This is a genomic window from Streptomyces racemochromogenes, from assembly GCF_044129415.1.
GTDB lineage: Bacteria > Actinomycetota > Actinomycetes > Streptomycetales > Streptomycetaceae > Streptomyces > Streptomyces racemochromogenes_A.
In genome coordinates this window covers 19,554-36,039 of sequence record NZ_JBBDHD010000050.1, presented here as the reverse complement: position 1 = coordinate 36,039, position 16,486 = coordinate 19,554, and the positions used below count along the sequence as shown (strand labels likewise).

Sequence of the window (16,486 nt, the reverse complement as noted above, 5' to 3'; positions counted from 1 at the left end):
GTCACGGGCGGGCCGCCCCCGGCTCCACCCCCAGGTCCGCCCGCATCGCCGACCGCATGCCCACCCACTGCTCGTTCGCCCGCAGCAGCATCGTCCGTATCTCCTCGAACGCCCCGTCCGCCCCGGGGGCGCTCTCGTCCAGGCGCATGACCCGGTCGTACGCCTGGGCGAGGGTCTGCGCCATGGAGTCCAGCTCGGCCAGGACGGTGTCGGAAGCGGCCATCTGGGCCTCGGCGAAGGAGGCGTGCATCGCGTGCCGCGCGTCCTCCAGCGCGGCCCGCGCCTCCGGGGTGACCTCCCCCTTGTGGACCCGCCACAGGTAGTTCATCAGCTCGACCCGGTGCCGCCGGTAGCCGGAGTTCGCCGCCACGTAGCACGCGCGCCGCTTGTCCAGCTCGGCGATGCGCTGCTCGCGCGCCCACTGGGCGTCGACCGCCCGCTCCTGCCGCTCGAACTGCTCCGACTGCGCCCGCGACAGCAACCGCTGCGACAGGACGGGGGCGAGGAGGGTCCCCGCCACGGCGATCGTCGTGCCGGCGAGCGCGACCACGGTGCTCTCCATTGCTGCTGCTTCCTCCGGGGGTGCGGCGGTACCGGGACCGGGCGCCATCCTGCCGCCCCCGTGCGCCGTCCGCGGGGCATTTCCCTCCCGGCGGGAGCAGGCGCAGATCAGGGCCCTGACCATTCGCGTTTCCCCCAGGGGATGGACGTACGGCAGTATGGGGTGTATCTGCCCATCATCGATCTGCCGGACGGTTTCTCTTGGCTGAGTTCATCTACACCATGCGCAAGACGCGCAAGGCGCACGGCGACAAGGTGATCCTCGACGACGTCTTCCTGAACTTCCTGCCGGGAGCCAAGATCGGCGTGGTCGGCCCGAACGGCGCCGGCAAGTCCACCGTTCTGAAGATCATGGCGGGCATCGAGCAGCCGTCCAACGGTGACGCCTTCCTGTCCCCGGGCTACACGGTCGGCATCCTCATGCAGGAGCCCAAGCTCGACGAGTCCAAGACGGTCCTGGAGAACGTCGAGGACGGCGTCGGCGAGATCAAGCAGAAGCTCAACCGGTTCAACGCGATCGCCGAGGAAATGGCGACGAACTACACCGACGAGCTGATGGAGGAGATGGGCAAGCTCCAGGACGACCTGGACCACGCCAACGCGTGGGACCTCGACGCCCAGCTGGAGCAGGCCATGGACGCCCTGGGCTGCCCGCCCGGCGACTGGCCGGTCACCAACCTCTCCGGTGGTGAGAAGCGCCGCGTGGCCCTCTGCAAGCTGCTGCTGGAGGCCCCCGACCTGCTGCTCCTCGACGAGCCCACCAACCACCTCGACGCCGAGTCCGTGAACTGGCTGGAGCAGCACCTGGCCCAGTACAAGGGCGCCGTCGTGGCGGTCACCCACGACCGCTACTTCCTCGACAACGTCGCCGAGTGGATCCTCGAACTCGACCGCGGCCGCGCCCACCCCTACGAGGGCAACTACTCCACCTACCTGGAGAAGAAGGCCGAGCGCCTCAAGGTCGAGGGCAAGAAGGACGAGAAGCGCGCCAAGCGCCTCAAGGAAGAGCTGGAGTGGGTCCGCTCCAACGCCAAGGGCCGCCAGGCCAAGTCCAAGGCCCGTCTCGCCCGCTACGAGGAGATGGCGGCCGAGGCCGACAAGATGCGGAAGCTGGACTTCGAGGAGATCCAGATCCCGCCGGGCCCGCGCCTGGGCTCGATCGTCGTCGAGGTCAACAACCTCACCAAGGCCTTCGGTGACAAGGTCCTCATCGACGACCTGTCCTTCACGCTGCCGCGCAACGGCATCGTCGGCGTCATCGGTCCGAACGGCGCGGGCAAGACCACGCTGTTCAAGATGATCCAGGGCCTGGAGACCCCCGACTCCGGCGACATCAAGGTCGGCGAGACCGTCAAGATCTCGTACGTCGACCAGGGCCGCGCCAACATCGACCCCAAGAAGACCCTCTGGGCGGTCGTGTCGGACGAGCTGGACTACATCAACGTCGGCAACGTCGAGATGCCGTCCCGCGCCTACGTCAGCGCCTTCGGCTTCAAGGGCCCGGACCAGCAGAAGCCGGCCGGCGTGCTCTCCGGCGGTGAGCGCAACCGCCTCAACCTCGCGCTCACCCTCAAGCAGGGCGGCAACCTGCTGCTCCTCGACGAGCCCACCAACGACCTCGACGTCGAGACCCTGGGCTCCCTGGAGAACGCGCTGCTGGAGTTCCCCGGCGCGGCCGTGGTCGTCTCCCACGACCGCTGGTTCCTGGACCGGGTCGCCACGCACATCCTCGCGTACGAGGGCGACTCGAAGTGGTTCTGGTTCGAGGGCAACTTCGAGTCCTACGAGAAGAACAAGGTCGAGCGGCTCGGCCCGGACGCCACCCGTCCGCACCGTGCCACCTACAAGAAGCTCACCCGGGGCTAGGTCGCGCACATGGCCAGACACCACTACCGGTGCCCGCTGCGCTGGGCGGACATGGATGCCTTCGGGCACGTCAACAACGTGGTCTTCCTCCGCTACCTGGAGGAGGCGCGCATCGACTTCATGTTCCGCCTGGCACCCGGTGAGGGCAGCGAGTCCTTCACGGGCGGCTCCGTCGTGGCCCGTCACGAGATCGACTACAAGCTGCCCCTCGTGCACCGGCACGAGCCGGTGCTCATCGAGTCCTGGGTGACCCGGATAGGCGCCGCGTCCCTGACCATCCGCTACGAGGTCAAGGACGAGGCGACCGAGGACGCGCCCGAGACGGTCTACGTCAGGGCCGAGACGGTCGTCGTGCCCTACAACCTCGCCGAGGGGCGGCCCCGCCGCATCACCGACGAGGAGCGGGTCTTCCTCCAGGAGTACCTGGAGGAGCCCGCGGGCCGCGCCGCCGGCCGTCCCCAGGGCGCGGAAGGGCGCCTGGCGGCATGACCGACCAGCTGCACTTCGCCGACTCCGGGGAGGCGGCGGACCTCGCCGCCTTCCTGGGCAGGCTGGTGCACTACGACCGTGCCGCCGCGGTCCGCCTCCAGGGGCGGGCGGGCGGCGGCGCGCTCGCCGTCTTCGGACGGCCGCCGTCCTTCGAGGTCCTGGCCGTCCGCGCGGTGCGGCTCGCCGCACCCCTCGCCACGCCGCTGGACGTGACCGTCTCCGCGGGCGAACTGCTGGAGTCGGTCGACGAGACCGGCGCCGGGGTCCGTATCCCGGGCGCCGTCACCGGCCCGCCCTGGACGGGCGTCCTGCCGCCCCAGGGCGGCTGGCGGCCCGTGCCCGGGCTGCCCCGCCCCGACGCGGTACGGGCGGTCCTGGCCGCGGCGGTCGCCGAGTTCCGGGCCCGGGACGAGGCCCTGCCGCCGCAGCACCGCACCCGCTCCGAGCGCGACCGCATCGGCCGCGAGATCTGGTCGCGGACGCTCGGCGACACCGAGCTCCCGCTGCGCGCCGTGCACGCCGCACAGTCCCTGGGCTTCCTGCGGCCCCTACGCGCCACCGTGCCGGCCCCCGCGTCCGGCGGGACCCCCGGCGCGGCGGGCGGCGCCCCCGCGCCCGTGGCGCTGTTCGCCTCCGGCGGCTGGCTGCGCCTCAGCACCCCGTACGGGTCCGTCGCGACCCGCCTGCCCGGACCGGGCGGCGGCCTCGGCGCCCTCCAGGTGCGGCCGCTCTAGGTTTCCGGCCCCCCACAGCCCCGCCCGGGCTGCGGGGACGCCCGCCCGCTAACCCGCGGTGTTGATCATGGAGGCGGCCGCGTAGGTCAGGTACCGCCACAGCTGCGCCTCGTGCTCCGGCGCCAGCCCCAGCTCGTCCAGCGCCACCCGCATGTGCTTCAGCCACGCGTCGTGCGCGGCCGAGTCCACCTGGAACGGGGCGTGCCGCATGCGCAGGCGCGGGTGCCCGCGGTTCTCGCTGTACGTGCCCGGACCGCCCCAGTACTGCATCAGGAACAGCGCGAACCGCTCCTCGGCGGGCCCGAGGTCCCCCTCCGGGTACATCGGACGCAGCAGCGGGTCTTCCGCGACACCCTGGTAGAAGCGGTGGACCAGACGGCGGAACGTCGCCTCGCCGCCCACCTGCTCGAAGAAGGTCGTCTCCTGGACGTTGCTCTGCGGATCGTCATTCACCCGACCATCGTCTCAGACACCCGGACGGAGGACCCCGGTCCTAGGTCCCCTCTCCGGCGGGGTCCGGGAGGGCTCGCACGCGGCGTCCGCCCGCCGCACAGTGGAGACATGGGCACGGGCGGCAAGGGCGGACACGCGGCACACCCCCCGCGGGAACCGGAGCAGCCGGTTCGCGACCTGCGGGAGATCGCGCACGCGGCCCAGGTGCGGGAGCTCACCGCCGCCGGGGTGCTGCAGGACGCGGCCTGGCGGGCGGCCTTCACGGCCGTGCCACGGCACGTCTTCGTGCCGTACTTCTGGACCGGCCGCGGCGCCGGCCACGAACGGCTGTGGGCCGAGGACCCCGACCCCGAGCGCCGGGCCCGCTGGCTGCGCGGGGTCTACACCGACGCCCCGCTCGCGACCCGGCTGCGCGACGGCGAACTGCTCTCCTCCAGCAGTCAGCCCTCCCTCATGGCGAGGATGCTGGACGCCCTCGACGTCCGCGACGGGGACGACGTGCTGGAGATCGGCGCCGGCACCGGATACAACGCGGCCCTGCTCTGCCACCGGCTCGGCGAGGAGCACGTCACCACGGTCGACCTGGACGACGAGATCACCGAGTCGGCCCGGGCCCACCTGGCGCGGCTCGGCTACCGGCCCGCCGTCGTCACCGGGGACGGCGCGCGCGGCTGCCCCTCCCGCGCTCCCTTCGACCGGATCCTGGTGACGTGCACCCTGCCGCTGATCCCGCACGCCTGGCTCGGACAGTGCCGTCCGGGCGCGCGGATCCTGGCCCCGCTGTCCACCGGGCTGATCGCGCTCACGGTCCGCGACGCCGACTTCGCGGAGGGCCGTTTCCTGCACACCTCCGCCTACTTCGTCCCGCTGCGCGGGGCCACGGCCGGCCCGCCGCCGCCCGGCACGGGGGGCCCGCTGCACGGGGTCCCGTACGAACTGGTGGAGAACGAGCGCTTCCAGTTCCTGCTGATCCTCACCGCGGGCGTCCTGCGCCCCCGCGAGGCGCTGGACCTGTGGCGCGGCGAGGGCCGGCCGGCACGCGAGCGGTTCGGCGTCACCGTCACCGCCGAGGGGCAGTGGGCCTGGCTCGACGACCCCCAGGGGCCCTACGTGTGGCCCCTGGGGGAGGCCGCCGGAGCGTCGGGCGGCTAGCCGCTCAGCCGCGCCGGATGGTGATGGTGGTCCAGGCGCCCAGGTGGACCCGGTCGCCGTCGGCGAGGGGCACCGGGACGTAGGGCTGGATCGGCTCCTCGCCCATGTTGACGGTGGTGCCGTTGGTGGAGTTCTGGTCCACCACCGCCCAGCTGAGGTCGGGCTGCTGGACGAGCACCGCGTGGCTGTGCGAGACGCCCGGGTCCTCCGGCGGCACCGACAGGTCGATGTCCGGGGACTCGCCCGTGGAGGCGCGGCGGCGGCCGATGGTGATCTGGCCGCCGGAGAGCGGAAGGTGCAGCTCCGGGGAGTAGGCGGGCAGGTTGAGTCCGGCCGCCTCGGGGCCGCTGCGCCGCATCATCGCCATGAAGTACGAACGGTCGGGGCCGATCGTCGCCGTCCAGGAGCCGCCGTCGTGCTGATCCGGAACGGACGCCGCCGGGTAGTCGGGCTGGACGGGCGGCTGCACGGGCGCCGGGGCCGGGGCCGCGGGCAGCGGGGCCAGGGCCACCGGCGGGGCCGGCGGAGCGGGCGGCTCCGGTGCGGCGGGCGGGGGCAGCAGCCAGTCGTCCTCGGCCTGGAGCGGCTCGGCCGGGCGGTTGACCCGCGAGGGCCGCGAGCCCTGGTACTCGAAGTGGTCCTGGGAGTACACCGGCTGCGGCGGCACCGGCGGAGGGGGCGGCGGGGTCCCGCCGCCGACCGGGGCGCCCAGGGGCTGCGCACCCGGGCCGGCCGGACCCGCGTCCGGGACGGACGGTGACGGGGGTGCCGGCGGTGACGGGGGCGACGACGGTGCGGCCGGCGGCGGGGTGTACGGGGTCGCCGTCCGCGTCAGGAAGTTGTACCGGCACTCCTCGCAGAACGGCGCCATGGCCTCGCGCGGCGTCCGGCACTGCGGGCACAGCTCCGCCTGGGCGGTCGGCTCACCGGTCGTGGGAGGGTAGCCGTAACCGTAGGAGGGCGCCGCGGGGGGACTCGTCGGGGCAGCCATACGGTGGCCGCAGACCTCGCACCAGTCGTCTGAGGCGGACTGGTGCCCGTTCGGGCAGGTCGGCATCGCGGCGCTTCCCCCTTCTCCCTGCGTCATCGCGGCAGGCTTCTTCTCAGGTCTTCTTCACTCGGACGGTCTGGGTCGAACGCGTTTCAAGGGTCATCTCGTCGGCATCGGCGACCTTCGCTTTCAGGCGCACAGTACCCGCCGCCGCGTCCACCACATCCACCACCTTGGCGAGCAGTCTGGCGGTGTCGGCGTTCCCGGAGGCGCTCGCCAACTGCACGGCACGGCCGAGCTTGGCCGTGGCGCCGTCGACGTCGCCCATTTTGCGGGCTTCCAGGCCCTGCTGGATAGCCTGTGCCAGCTCCGCCTGCCCCGTGTAGTGCGCCACCTGCGGGCTGATCGCGGTCGAGGCGGCGAGGTCGTTCGTCCACACGGCCCTGACCAGCCCCTGGGCCAGCGGCGGCTGCGGCTCGCCGGCCGGCCCCGGCAGTACGAGCGAGGCGCGGGCGGCCAGCATCTCCTGACCCACGGACGCGTCCGGCACCCGCACGCACACGTGGTAGTCACGGGCCTCGTCGCCCCAGGAGCCCGTCGGGTAGTCCCCGGCGCGGGGGCCGGCCTCGGTACGGCGGCCGGTGAGGTCCTGGACGGACGGCGAGACCTGCTTGACGTACTGGATCTCCGCGCCGACCGGGGTCCACAGGCGCAGCGCGACGTCCGCCACCTCCTTGCCCATGACCTTCTCCATCATGAGGGTGAAGTCCTCGGCGAGGTGGGCGGGATCGGCGACGATGTCGGCGGAGCCGAGCAGGGCGCCGGCGATCCCCGTCACCTCCTTGACCTCCCAGTCGGTCCCCACGCCCCGCGCGTCGCAGGTGAAGCGGCCGGCGCAGGCGTCGAGGGTGGCGCGCAGCACGGCCGGGTCCTCGTGCTCGTTGCGGCCGTCGGTCAGCAGGATGCCGTGCCGGATCGCGGCCGTGGACCGGCGCAGCAGGCCGTCGGCCAGCCGCAGCCAGGTGCCGATGGCGGTGCCGCCGCCCGCGCTCAGGCCGCGCAGGGCCTCCTTGGCCCGGGCGCGGGTGTCCGGCCCGGCGGTGGCGAGGAGGCCCTTGCCGGGGTAGACCTCGCGGGCCTCGTGGGTGCCGGCGATCACCGCGAAGGCGGTGCCGTCGCGCAGGGTGTCGATCGCGGCGGCGGTGGCCTCGCGGGCGCCGCGCATCTTCTCCGGCGGGTACTCCATCGAACCGGAGCAGTCGACCATGATCACGACGGCCGCGTCCTGGCCGAGTGCCCGCGCAGCGGTGGCGGTGGCGCCGCCGGTGGAGGTCACCGTCACGATGGCGTGCACGTCCCGCCCGCCCTGGGGGAGGAACTCGTTCTGGTACACCTCCATGCTGAAGCGCGGGGCGCGCGGCTTGGCGAAGTTCGCCATCGGGATGACTCCTCGGGGGCTGTCGGGGCGGGCGGGCCGGGCGGGGCGGGAGGCCGGGCTCAGGCCGGGGGGTGCGGAGGCTCGGCCGCCGCCTCCCGCTCCGCCCCGGCCCCCGCTTGCGGTTCCGGTTCCGCCGCGGTCTCCGCTCCCGGCTGCGGCGGCGCGGCCGTGAACGGGACGACGGCGACGGTGATGTTGTCGTGTCCGCCCCCGTCGAGGGCATGCCCGACCAGCACCTGGGCGCAGTGAAGCGGCCGTTCGGCGGCGTCCGCCGGCAGGATCCGGGCCATGTCCGTCGCGGACTCGGCGTAGTTCCACAGGCCGTCCGTGCAGACGACGACCACACCGGGGTGGTCCGGTCTGAAACTGGCGGTGTGCGGGTCGAGGTCGTACGCGTCGGCCCCGAGCCAGCCGGTGATGGCGTGCGCCCGCGCGTCGGCGTAGGCCTCGGCCTCGCCCATCAGGCCCGCCGCCACCATCTGGGCCGCCCAGGAGTCGTCCTCGGTGAGCCGGCGGGGCAGGGTGGCGCGGTCGTCGGGCACCCAGTAGGCACGGCTGTCGCCGACCCACCCGACGGTCAGCACGCCGCCGCTGACCACGGCGCCGACCAGGGTGCAGGCAGGGGCGTTCTGCGCGCCGGGCGGCTGCGGGGCGAGGGCGCTCACGGCGGCGCCCGCCGCGAGGATCGCCTCGTGCATGGCCTCCGCCGGGTGCGCGCCGCGGGGCAGCGCGTCGAGCAGCGCCTCGCTCGCGGCGCCGGCGGCCGCCGCCGAGGCGTCGTCGGGGCGGCTGGCGGAGGAGACCCCGTCGCAGACGATGGCGACGGTGGCGGCCGAGCCGTCGGGCAGGGCCGTGGCCGCCACCGCGAAGGAGTCCTCGTTGCGGTGGTGGCGCAGCCCCCGGTCACTGACGGCCGCGACGCTGCAGAGTTCCTCCTCCAGGTGGTCCCGCTCGCGCGGCTGCGCGTGGCCGCAGTGCTCGCAGTACCCGTCGGTGTCCACGGCGCCGGCCCGGCAGGCGACACAGGTCCGCCCGCCGCCGCCCGGCGGATCCCCGAGCGGGGCGCCGCCGTACGGGTCTCCCTGCGGGGCGCTTCCGGGCCGGGCCGTGTGGGGGTCGCCCTCCGGGACGCCGCCGTACGGGTCCGCCCGGGCCTCCGGCCGAGCGGCAGCGCCGTCCGGCGCCTGGTCCGGTTCCCCGCCGGGGGCGTCGTACGGGTCGCCCTGCGGGGGAGTGCCGTACGGGGCCTCGTGCGGGCGGGCCTGCGGGGTGGTGCCGTACCGGGTTTCGGGCCGGTCCTCGCCGGGGGTGCCGTACGGGCCCTCGTGCGGGTCGCCCTGAGCGGGGGCGTCGTACGGGGCCTCGTGCGGGTTCGCCTGCGGGGCGGTGCCGTACCGGGCCCCGGTCGCTCCCGGGTGGCCGTCGGGGGCCTCGGGGCCGGTGCCGGTCCAGGGGGTGCTCGCCGAGCCCGGAGGGACCGGCGTGCCTTCCCAGCCGGGGGCCGGTACCCCGACGGCCGAGCCGAAGCCCTGGCCTCCCTGGCGCGCGGGCACGCCGTAGCCGCCCCCCGCCGGTGCCGGCACCGCGTATGGGGACCCGGCCGGGCTGCCGAAGCCGGGGGTGGGGTCGGAGTCGTCGACCGGGCCCGGGCCGAAGGAGCCGGCGCCGGCCTCGTACGGGGCCGGGCCGGGGAGCGCGCCGGCCGCACCCGCGGCGGCCCCGGCGTCGTGCCCCGCCGCCCCGCCGGGGTATCCGTGGCCCGCGGCCCGCACCCCCGCCGCGGCGGGGTGTCCGGCGCCGGCCCCGACCACTCGTGCCGGGTCGGGCAGGGTCGGCGCGTGGTCCGGGGGAGGGGGCGGGGGCGGGGCGGAGAGGGCGTACCCGCACACCCCGCAGAAACGGTCACCCTCCTCCAGGGGCTCCGCGCAGCTGGGGCAGCCCGACAGCCGATGCATCGACATCACTCACACCCACGTCCGGGGACGGAAACGGTTGGCCCGCTCCACCAGTTCGATCCTGTCCTCGCCCCGCTGTGCCAGCCGGGCGAGGACGCGGTAGGAGCGCTCCAGGCCGAAGCGCAGCCCCCGCTCGTCCAGTTGACTGCCGAGCAACGAGCTCCGGCCGGGGTCGGCACCCCGGCTACCCGACAGTACCCAGTCCAGGGCCGAGCCCAGAACCTCCGTCGCCAGCCGCTCCTGGCGTTCCGGGTCCAGCCCGAACCGCCGCAACGCCTCGACCTGGTCGGACGCCGCCGAGAGGTCGGCCAGCAGCTCCTCGTGCGGGGACCGGTCGCGCAGGCGTGCCCGTACCGCCGCCACCCGTGCGGCGGTGTAGTGGATGGAGGATTCCGGTACGGATTCCAGCGTGCGGACGGCCGCCGCCCGGTCGCCGGACGCCAGTTGGACCCGGGCCAGACCGAAGGCCGCGCTCACGAAGCCCGGATCGGTGATCCAGACGAGCCGGTAGTACTCGGCGGCGTTGTCCAGCTGGCCCAGGATCTCCGCGCACAGTGCGAGCGCCAGCTTGGGGGCGGGCTCGCCGGGGAAGGCGTCGTAGACGGCGTCGAAGGACAGGGCCGCTATCTCGTCGTCACCGGTGGCGAGCGAGGCGATGCCGCGCGCCCACACCACCCGCCAGTCGTCGGGGTACTTGGCCTCCAGCTCGGCCAGTACCCGTGCGGCCGCGGTCAGTTCTCCCAGTTCGAGGCGGGCGCGCAGCTCGCGCAGCCGCAGTTCGACGGAGTCGGCGGAGGCCGCGCCCAGCGCGCCGAGCAGGTCGGCGGGGGCGGAGGCGAGGAGCCCCGCCAGGAACCCGGCGTTCGGGTCGGCCGGGTCCACCAGCGGTACGGGCAGGGCCAGGGCGGTGTCGCGGGCGTCGAGCGGGGCCAGTCCGGCCGCGGCGGCGGTGGCCCCGGCCGGGGCGGAGGGGGCGGCGGCAGCCGGAGCCGCCGGCGCCACCGCGGCCGGCCGGGGCCCGGGCACGCCGACGCGGCCCACGTGCGTGGCCGTGGTCCCGAGCACGGAAACCCCGCCCCCCGGGGTCCGATTCCCAGGAGCCCCGGCCCCGGACACGCCGCTCCCGCCACCCCCAACCCCGGGAACCCCGGCCCCTCCGGCCGCGCGACCTGCGGTCCCGGGAACCCCGGCCCCGGAAACACCGGCCCCTGGGGTGGGGTGCGGTGCCGTGGTGCCGGGGGCCGGGGGGACCGGCCCGGAGGGTTCCGGCGTCCCGGTCGCGGGGTTCCGGGGGTCCGGCGTACCCGCCCCGGCCGCGGCGGCCGGCTCGGGCGTCGGGCCCGACAGCGCCGGTACGGCGCCGCCGGCAGCCCGGCGGCGGCCCAGGGCGAAGCCCCGGCGGGGCAGGGGGCGCCGGCCCAGGAGGGAGACCTCCGCGTCCGCGGCGTCCTCGTACAACTGGGTGTCGGGGACGCGCAGTTCCGGGCCGAACAGCGTCGACAGCTGCGGCCGCGGCCGGCCCGTCTGGAGCGCGACCACCTCCCGCAGCACGCCCGTCAGCTGGTCCGCCATCTCCTGCGCGGACGCGAACCGCCGCCCCGGGTCCGGGTCGGTGGCCCGTACCAGCAGCCGGTAGAAGGACTCGTACCGGTGGAACACCTCGATGTGCTCCGGGTCCGGCAGCGAGTCCACGAACACGTTCGTGTAGCCCTGGAAGTCGAACGTCAGCACCGCCAGCGTCCGCGCCACCGTGTACAGGTCGGAGGCCACCGACGGCCCCAGCTCCGCGACCTCCGGCGCCTGGTAGCCCACCGTGCCGTAGATGGCCGACTCGTCGTCGTCCATCCGGCGCACCGCGCCCATGTCGATCAGCTTCAGCTGGTCCTGCTGCTGGATCGCGTTGTCCACCTTGAAGTCGCAGTACAGCAGGTTGCGGCTGTGCAGGTGCCCGAGCGCCTCCAGGGCCTCGATGCCGTACGCGCACGCCTGCTCCACCGGCAGCGGGTCGCGCCGTCCGTCCGGCCGGCGCCGCTCGTTCGCGATCTCCTTCAGCGACTTGCCGCCCACGTACTCCATGACGATGTACCCGTCCAGCGAACCCGTCCGCTGGTCCAGGTGTTCCACGAAGTTGTAGATGCGCACGATGTTGGAGTGCTCGATCTCCGCCAGGAACCGCCGCTCGGAGATCGCCGCCTCCATCGCGTCCTGGTCCCCGGTGTCCAGCAGGCCCTTCAGCACCACCCACCGGTCCGAGACCGCCCGGTCCACCGCCAGGTACACCCAGCCCAGCCCGCCGTGCGCCAGGCAGCCCGCCACCTCGTACTGGCCGTGCACCACGTCCCCGGCGCGCAGCTTCGGCACGAAGGAGTACGGGTGCCCGCATTTGGTGCAGAACCCCTCCGTCCGCCCCGGCCGGTCCCCGCGCGCCCGGCCCACCGGGGCCCCGCAGTCCGCCCGCGAGCAGAACCGCTTGCGCTCCGGCACCTCCGGGTTCTCCAGCACCGCCCTCGACGGATCCGGACGCGGCACCTCCGGCATGCTGACCAGCCCCGCGCCCAGCCGGCTGCGCCCCGAGGACCCGGCCGCCGACCCCGAACTGCGCACCGACACCGACCTGCTGGACCCCGAGCCCGCCAGGGACCGCGACAGCCGTCCCGACACCGAGCGGCGCGAGGAGGAGGACCGGGAGGACGCCGAACGCGCCGACGCCGAGGAACGGCCGGAGCCGCGCGACCCCGCCGAACCCCGCGAATCGCCCTGCCGGGCGGCGCTCGTCATCCCCGTCGGCGGCGACACCAGCTCCTCCGCGCCCGCCGCGACCGCACCCACCGGGGCCAGCCCGCAGGTGTCGCAGTACACCTCGCCGGCGCCCATGTCCTCGTACGCGCCCGGGCAGCCGGAGCGCAGGCAGGGCGTTCCGATCAGGCTCACGCCTCCTCCTCCCCCGGCCCCTCGGGCCGGTGGTCCCGCGGCGGGGCCAGTGCCTCGGCCGCCGCCTGCTGGTAGCGCAGGACCGCCCCCTCCGCCACCCGCAGGTCGCACGGCGCGCTCCACAGCATCCGCCGCGCCGTGTCGTAGCGCTCGACCAGCAGCGGGTCCTCCGCCAGGCCGTGCCGGGCCACCTTCGCCCGGTACGCGTCCAGCCGCCCGCGCAGCTCGGCCCGTACCGCCAGGGGAGCCGTCACCGCCGTCAACGATTCGCGGGCCCGCCGCAGTTCCTCGTCGGCCCGGACCTCCAGCGCGTCCAGCAGCGGGGACAGCCGGTGCCACTGCGACTGCCGCCGGTACTCGGCCGCCGCGGCCAGCTGCTCCTGCAGGGCCGTCGGCGGACCGCTCACCGCGGGGACCTCCGACGCCGCGATCTTCGCCAGCACCTCGCCGCGCGCCGCCCGCGCCTCCGCCAGGGTCCGGTCGGCCCGCGACAGCACGTCCCGCAGGGCGATCAGCCGGGCCTCCGCGTCCTGCCGGACGGTCAGCACCGCCTCGACCTCACGGCGTACGTCGTCCAGCGCGCGGGCCGCCCGGTCGTACCGGGCGGTGTCGGGACGGCCGCCGCCCGGCGCCGCACTCCCCGCCGCCGGCACCCAGAAGGCCAGCGGATCGGCGATCACCGCCTCGCGCAGCTGCGCCAGCTCGGCCGTGATCTCCTCCAGGTCGTCCCCCGACGGGTGCTCGCCCGGCCGCACCCCCACCGAGTACGCCAGCGAACGCGTCCGGTGCAGCTCGGCGGCGAGCAGGTCGATCCGCGCGGGCAGCGCCGACCACACGGCGTCGGCGGCGACCACCACGTCCAGCGAGGCCGCGTACAGCTCGTTCATCCGGGCCACCAGCTCGGCCAGCGAGAACCGCTCCGCCAGCGCGGCGCCCTCCACGCCGGCCCCGGCGATCGTCACGCCCGGCCCGCGCAGCCGCTCCGTCAGCTCCGCCAGGTCCTCCCGGGTCGGCCAGCGGCGCCGCTCGCGGATCTCCCGGGCGGCGGCCAGCGCCCCGCTGTAGGCGTCGAAGTACGTCCACAGCCGGGTCACGGCCGCGTCGGCGACGGCCCAGCGCTCCTTCGTCACCCCGCTCAGCGCCGCACCCTCCAGCAGCCGCCGCCCGGCATGGTCCTGCAACGCCAGCAGCGAGGTCTCCACGGCCTCGTGCTCCGCGCCGAGCCGCGCCAGCGCACGGTCGACGTCGTCCCGGTCCATCAGCCCCGTCTGGCCCACGTACGGCTCCGATCCTGCCCCGCGAGCGGGCGGTACCCCCACCACCGGCCTCACCCCTCCCGGTACTTGGGCGCGGGCGGCACCGCGGCCTTCGGCAGGACGTCCTCGAAGTGCTTGCGGTACGAGGTCGCCCACGGGCTCTGCTCGCCGCCCGCCCGGTAGTTCTCCAGCACCTTGTTCACCCGGCGCACCAGGTCCGGGGCGTCCTTGTTCATCGCCACACCGTAGAACTCCCGGGTGAAGGGCGCGCCCACGAGCTGCACCGAGGGGTCCTGCGCCGCCTGGCCGGCGGCCAGCGCGTTGTCGGTGATGATCCCGTCCACCTCGCCGAGCTGGAGGCGCACCAGGCAGTCCAGCTGGTTCGGCACCGACACCGGCACCGAGCCGTACCCCTGGGACTTCAGGGCCGTCTCCGCCGTGGAACCGGCGGCCGTGCAGATCCGGCGGCCCTTCAGCGAGGCGTCGTACCCGGTGATGGGGGAGCCCTTGGGCGCCAGGACCTGCTGGCCCGCCTCGAAGTAGGCGGTGGAGAAGGCCACGTCCTCCAGCCGCTTGCAGTTGATCGTCATGGTCCGCACGACGACGTCGACCCGGCCCTCCTGGAGCGCGGGGATCCGCTGGCTGGTGGGGATGGCCCGGTAGATGACCGCCTCCTCACTGCCCAGGATGTCCTTGGCTATGGCCTTGACCAGGTCGATGTCGAAGCCGTCGAGGTGACCGTCCGGATTGCGGTAGCCCCATTTGAAGCTGTTCTGGTCGACGCCGGCGACCAGCTTGCCCGCCTTGCGGATCCGCTCGATCGCCGGCCCGTCCAGCGCGGAGGGCCGCAGGCTTGCCTCCGGGTCCTGGCAGGTGTCGGCGAGGGTGAAGGGCGCCGCCGCCATCGACGCGGGCTCCCGCACCACCCCCGGGTGGTGCCCCCTGCCCGGGGAGGACTGCGCCAGCGGCAGCAGCACCGCCGCGGCCGTCATCGCGCAGGCGGTCGCCATCGCGCTCACCCCGCCCCAGCCGCGCAGCCGCCGCGCCGCGCGCCGCAGCCGGCCGGGCCGCTCCGCCTGTGTCCGCCGTATCCGCACCGCACTCACCTGTACTCCGAAAGCCTGCGGCCGATGCCGAGGAGGGCCGCACCCGCGCCGACGGCCGCCAGCACCGCCGAGCCCGTCACCAGACCGGCCAGCGCGCCGAGGCCGCCCCGGGCCGCCAGGGTGAACTGCTTCTGCTCATGGGCCACGGCCTGCTCCAGGGAGGCGTCCACCGTGTCGAACGAGGCCCCGCTGCTGTCCGTCCGCCCCTTGCCGCCGATCACCTGGGGCAGGGCCAGCTCGTAGTCGCCCCGCATGTCCGTCTCCCGGGCCGCCGCGTGCCGCTGCTTCCACTGCGCCACGCCCGCGACGGCCCTCGCCACCGGATCCCGGCCGCTCGCGTCGTCGGACAGCTCCAGGGCCCGCGCCAGCCCCGCGTCGAGCTGCTTCATGTTCTTCTCGTAGTCCACGTCGTACTTGTCGGACTTCTTGTCCCCCGCCAGTACGGCGCCCCGCGCGATCAGCGTCAGGTTCTCGTTCGCGCGCGCCTGGAGCGAGGCGATCCGGGCGTCGTTGAGCACCTTCAGGGACTCCTGTCCGTCCGCCCGCGCTTCACCCAGCCCCGACCGGGCCACCGTCTGCCCCACGGTCAGCCACAGCAGCACCACGGCGGTCGCCGCCGTCGCCGCGAGCAGACCGTGGTTGAACACCCGGTGGGTGAGCAGGTAGTTGCGCCGCTGCGCCCACACCAGGGCGGCGAGCGCCAGCACCCCGGCCCCCGTCGCCGCGAGCGGCCAGTCCCGGGCCTCGTCGTAGTCGGTGTACAGCCGCCCGGTCTCCGCCTCGTACAGCCGCTGGGCGGCCGGCAGCAGTACCGTGCTCATCTGCTCGTTGGCGTAGCGCAGGTAGGCGCCGCCCAGCGGCAGGCCCTGCCGGTTGTTCGCGCGGGCCTGCTCGATCAGACCGGTGTAGCGGGGCAGCTGCTCGCCGAGCAGCGCTATCTCCTTGCGGGACTCCCCGCCCGCCCCCGTGTTCGCGGCGGCGTTCACCAGCAGCCGCGAGGCGTTCGCCATGTCCTTCTCGTAGCGCTGGCGGACCTCGCGGGGCTCCTGCGCGCCGGCGAGGAACCCACTGGAGGAGGCCGTGTCGGCATCCGCCAGGGAACGGTAGATGCTCGCCGCGTCCGCGCTCAGCGGCTGGCTGCGGCCCACCACGTCCTCCGCGGCGGTGACCCGGCCGGAGACCTCCCACACCGCCACCGCGCCGAACAGCAGCACCAGCGCCGCCAGCACCGCGCCGATGATCCGCAGCCGGCCCGGCTCGGTCGTCGCCGCCGCGCGCAGCCGCTCCACGCCCTCGGCCCAGGCGGTACCCCGCCCGGTCGGCCCGGCGGGTGCCCCGGAGGCACCGCCCCCGGGCGCGGACGGGCGTGTCGTGATGGCCACCCTGACCTCCCCCTCGGTCCCTCTGCTCCGCAGCAGTATGGCCGCACTGGCGCCGGACCACAGCACCCGGTGCCCGATCTTGGGCGATCCCCTCCCCGGACCGCCCCGATCACCCTCCCCCCGGCCTCCCCCGCCACCCCTTCACCGTGAATACGCCGGACCCGCCCCCACG

The 16,486-nt window shown here is 74.8% G+C and carries 13 protein-coding genes; 4 read left to right on the top strand and 9 right to left on the bottom strand.

The genetic code is table 11. From position 1 onward, the window contains the following. Position 1: 1 nt before the first annotated feature. The gene (locus WDV06_RS19830) at positions 2–562 is read right to left on the bottom strand and encodes a hypothetical protein (protein WP_395511106.1); all 561 of its coding nucleotides are present in this window, start codon (positions 560–562) and stop codon (positions 2–4) included. A 200-nt stretch (positions 563–762) separates the two neighbouring features. Here WDV06_RS19830 and ettA point away from each other — a divergent pair, with 200 nt between their 5' ends. The 3 genes from ettA to WDV06_RS19815 are packed head-to-tail and all read left to right on the top strand — an operon-like array spanning position 763 to position 3,650. Beyond that, complete coding sequence (ettA, locus tag WDV06_RS19825) at positions 763–2,427, top strand: energy-dependent translational throttle protein EttA (protein ID WP_395511105.1); 1,665 nt, start codon at positions 763–765, stop codon at positions 2,425–2,427. Between the two features lie 9 nt (positions 2,428–2,436). Continuing rightward, positions 2,437–2,916, top strand: coding sequence for an acyl-CoA thioesterase (locus WDV06_RS19820; protein ID WP_395511104.1), 480 nt, complete (start codon positions 2,437–2,439; stop codon positions 2,914–2,916). Further along, a complete protein-coding gene (locus tag WDV06_RS19815; RefSeq protein WP_395511103.1) occupies positions 2,913–3,650 on the top strand; it encodes a hypothetical protein in 738 nt (245 codons plus the stop codon). Before WDV06_RS19820 ends, WDV06_RS19815 begins: the two co-directional genes overlap by 4 nt. A 48-nt stretch (positions 3,651–3,698) precedes the next feature. Here the strand turns inward: WDV06_RS19815 and WDV06_RS19810 are convergent, their stop codons facing one another. Further along, positions 3,699–4,103 (bottom strand): globin, encoded by a 405-nt coding sequence (locus tag WDV06_RS19810; protein WP_395511102.1) that lies wholly within the window; start codon positions 4,101–4,103, stop codon positions 3,699–3,701. Positions 4,104–4,211: 108 nt separating this feature from the next. On the opposite strand from WDV06_RS19810, the gene WDV06_RS19805 reads away from it, so the two are divergent. After that, the gene (locus tag WDV06_RS19805) at positions 4,212–5,255 is read left to right on the top strand and encodes a methyltransferase domain-containing protein (protein ID WP_395511101.1); all 1,044 of its coding nucleotides are present in this window, start codon (positions 4,212–4,214) and stop codon (positions 5,253–5,255) included. 4 nt (positions 5,256–5,259) lie between these two features. On the opposite strand, the gene WDV06_RS19800 is transcribed toward WDV06_RS19805, so the two are convergent. From WDV06_RS19800 to WDV06_RS19770, 7 genes are all read right to left on the bottom strand, one after another. Next, positions 5,260–6,312 carry an FHA domain-containing protein gene (locus WDV06_RS19800; RefSeq protein ID WP_395511119.1) on the bottom strand — a complete coding sequence of 351 codons (1,053 nt, stop codon included), beginning with the start codon at positions 6,310–6,312 and terminating at the stop codon, positions 5,260–5,262. A 46-nt stretch (positions 6,313–6,358) separates the two neighbouring features. Further along, positions 6,359–7,684, bottom strand: coding sequence for a vWA domain-containing protein (locus WDV06_RS19795; protein ID WP_395511100.1), 1,326 nt, complete (start codon positions 7,682–7,684; stop codon positions 6,359–6,361). Positions 7,685–7,743: 59 nt separating this feature from the next. Further along, positions 7,744–9,645, bottom strand: coding sequence for a protein phosphatase 2C domain-containing protein (locus WDV06_RS19790; protein ID WP_395511099.1), 1,902 nt, complete (start codon positions 9,643–9,645; stop codon positions 7,744–7,746). A 3-nt stretch (positions 9,646–9,648) separates the two neighbouring features. After that, positions 9,649–12,561, bottom strand: coding sequence for a serine/threonine-protein kinase (locus tag WDV06_RS19785; RefSeq protein ID WP_395511118.1), 2,913 nt, complete (start codon positions 12,559–12,561; stop codon positions 9,649–9,651). 5 nt (positions 12,562–12,566) lie between these two features. Beyond that, positions 12,567–13,829: a hypothetical protein gene (locus tag WDV06_RS19780; RefSeq protein ID WP_395511117.1), complete on the bottom strand. Its 1,263-nt coding sequence runs from the start codon at positions 13,827–13,829 to the stop codon at positions 12,567–12,569. 68 nt (positions 13,830–13,897) lie between these two features. Continuing rightward, complete coding sequence (locus tag WDV06_RS19775; RefSeq protein ID WP_395511098.1) at positions 13,898–14,923, bottom strand: glutamate ABC transporter substrate-binding protein; 1,026 nt, start codon at positions 14,921–14,923, stop codon at positions 13,898–13,900. A gap of 5 nt (positions 14,924–14,928) precedes the next feature. Continuing rightward, on the bottom strand, positions 14,929–16,314 hold the full coding sequence (locus tag WDV06_RS19770; RefSeq protein ID WP_395511097.1) for a hypothetical protein: 1,386 nt from the start codon (positions 16,312–16,314) through the stop codon (positions 14,929–14,931). Between the last annotated feature and the right edge of the window lie 172 nt (positions 16,315–16,486).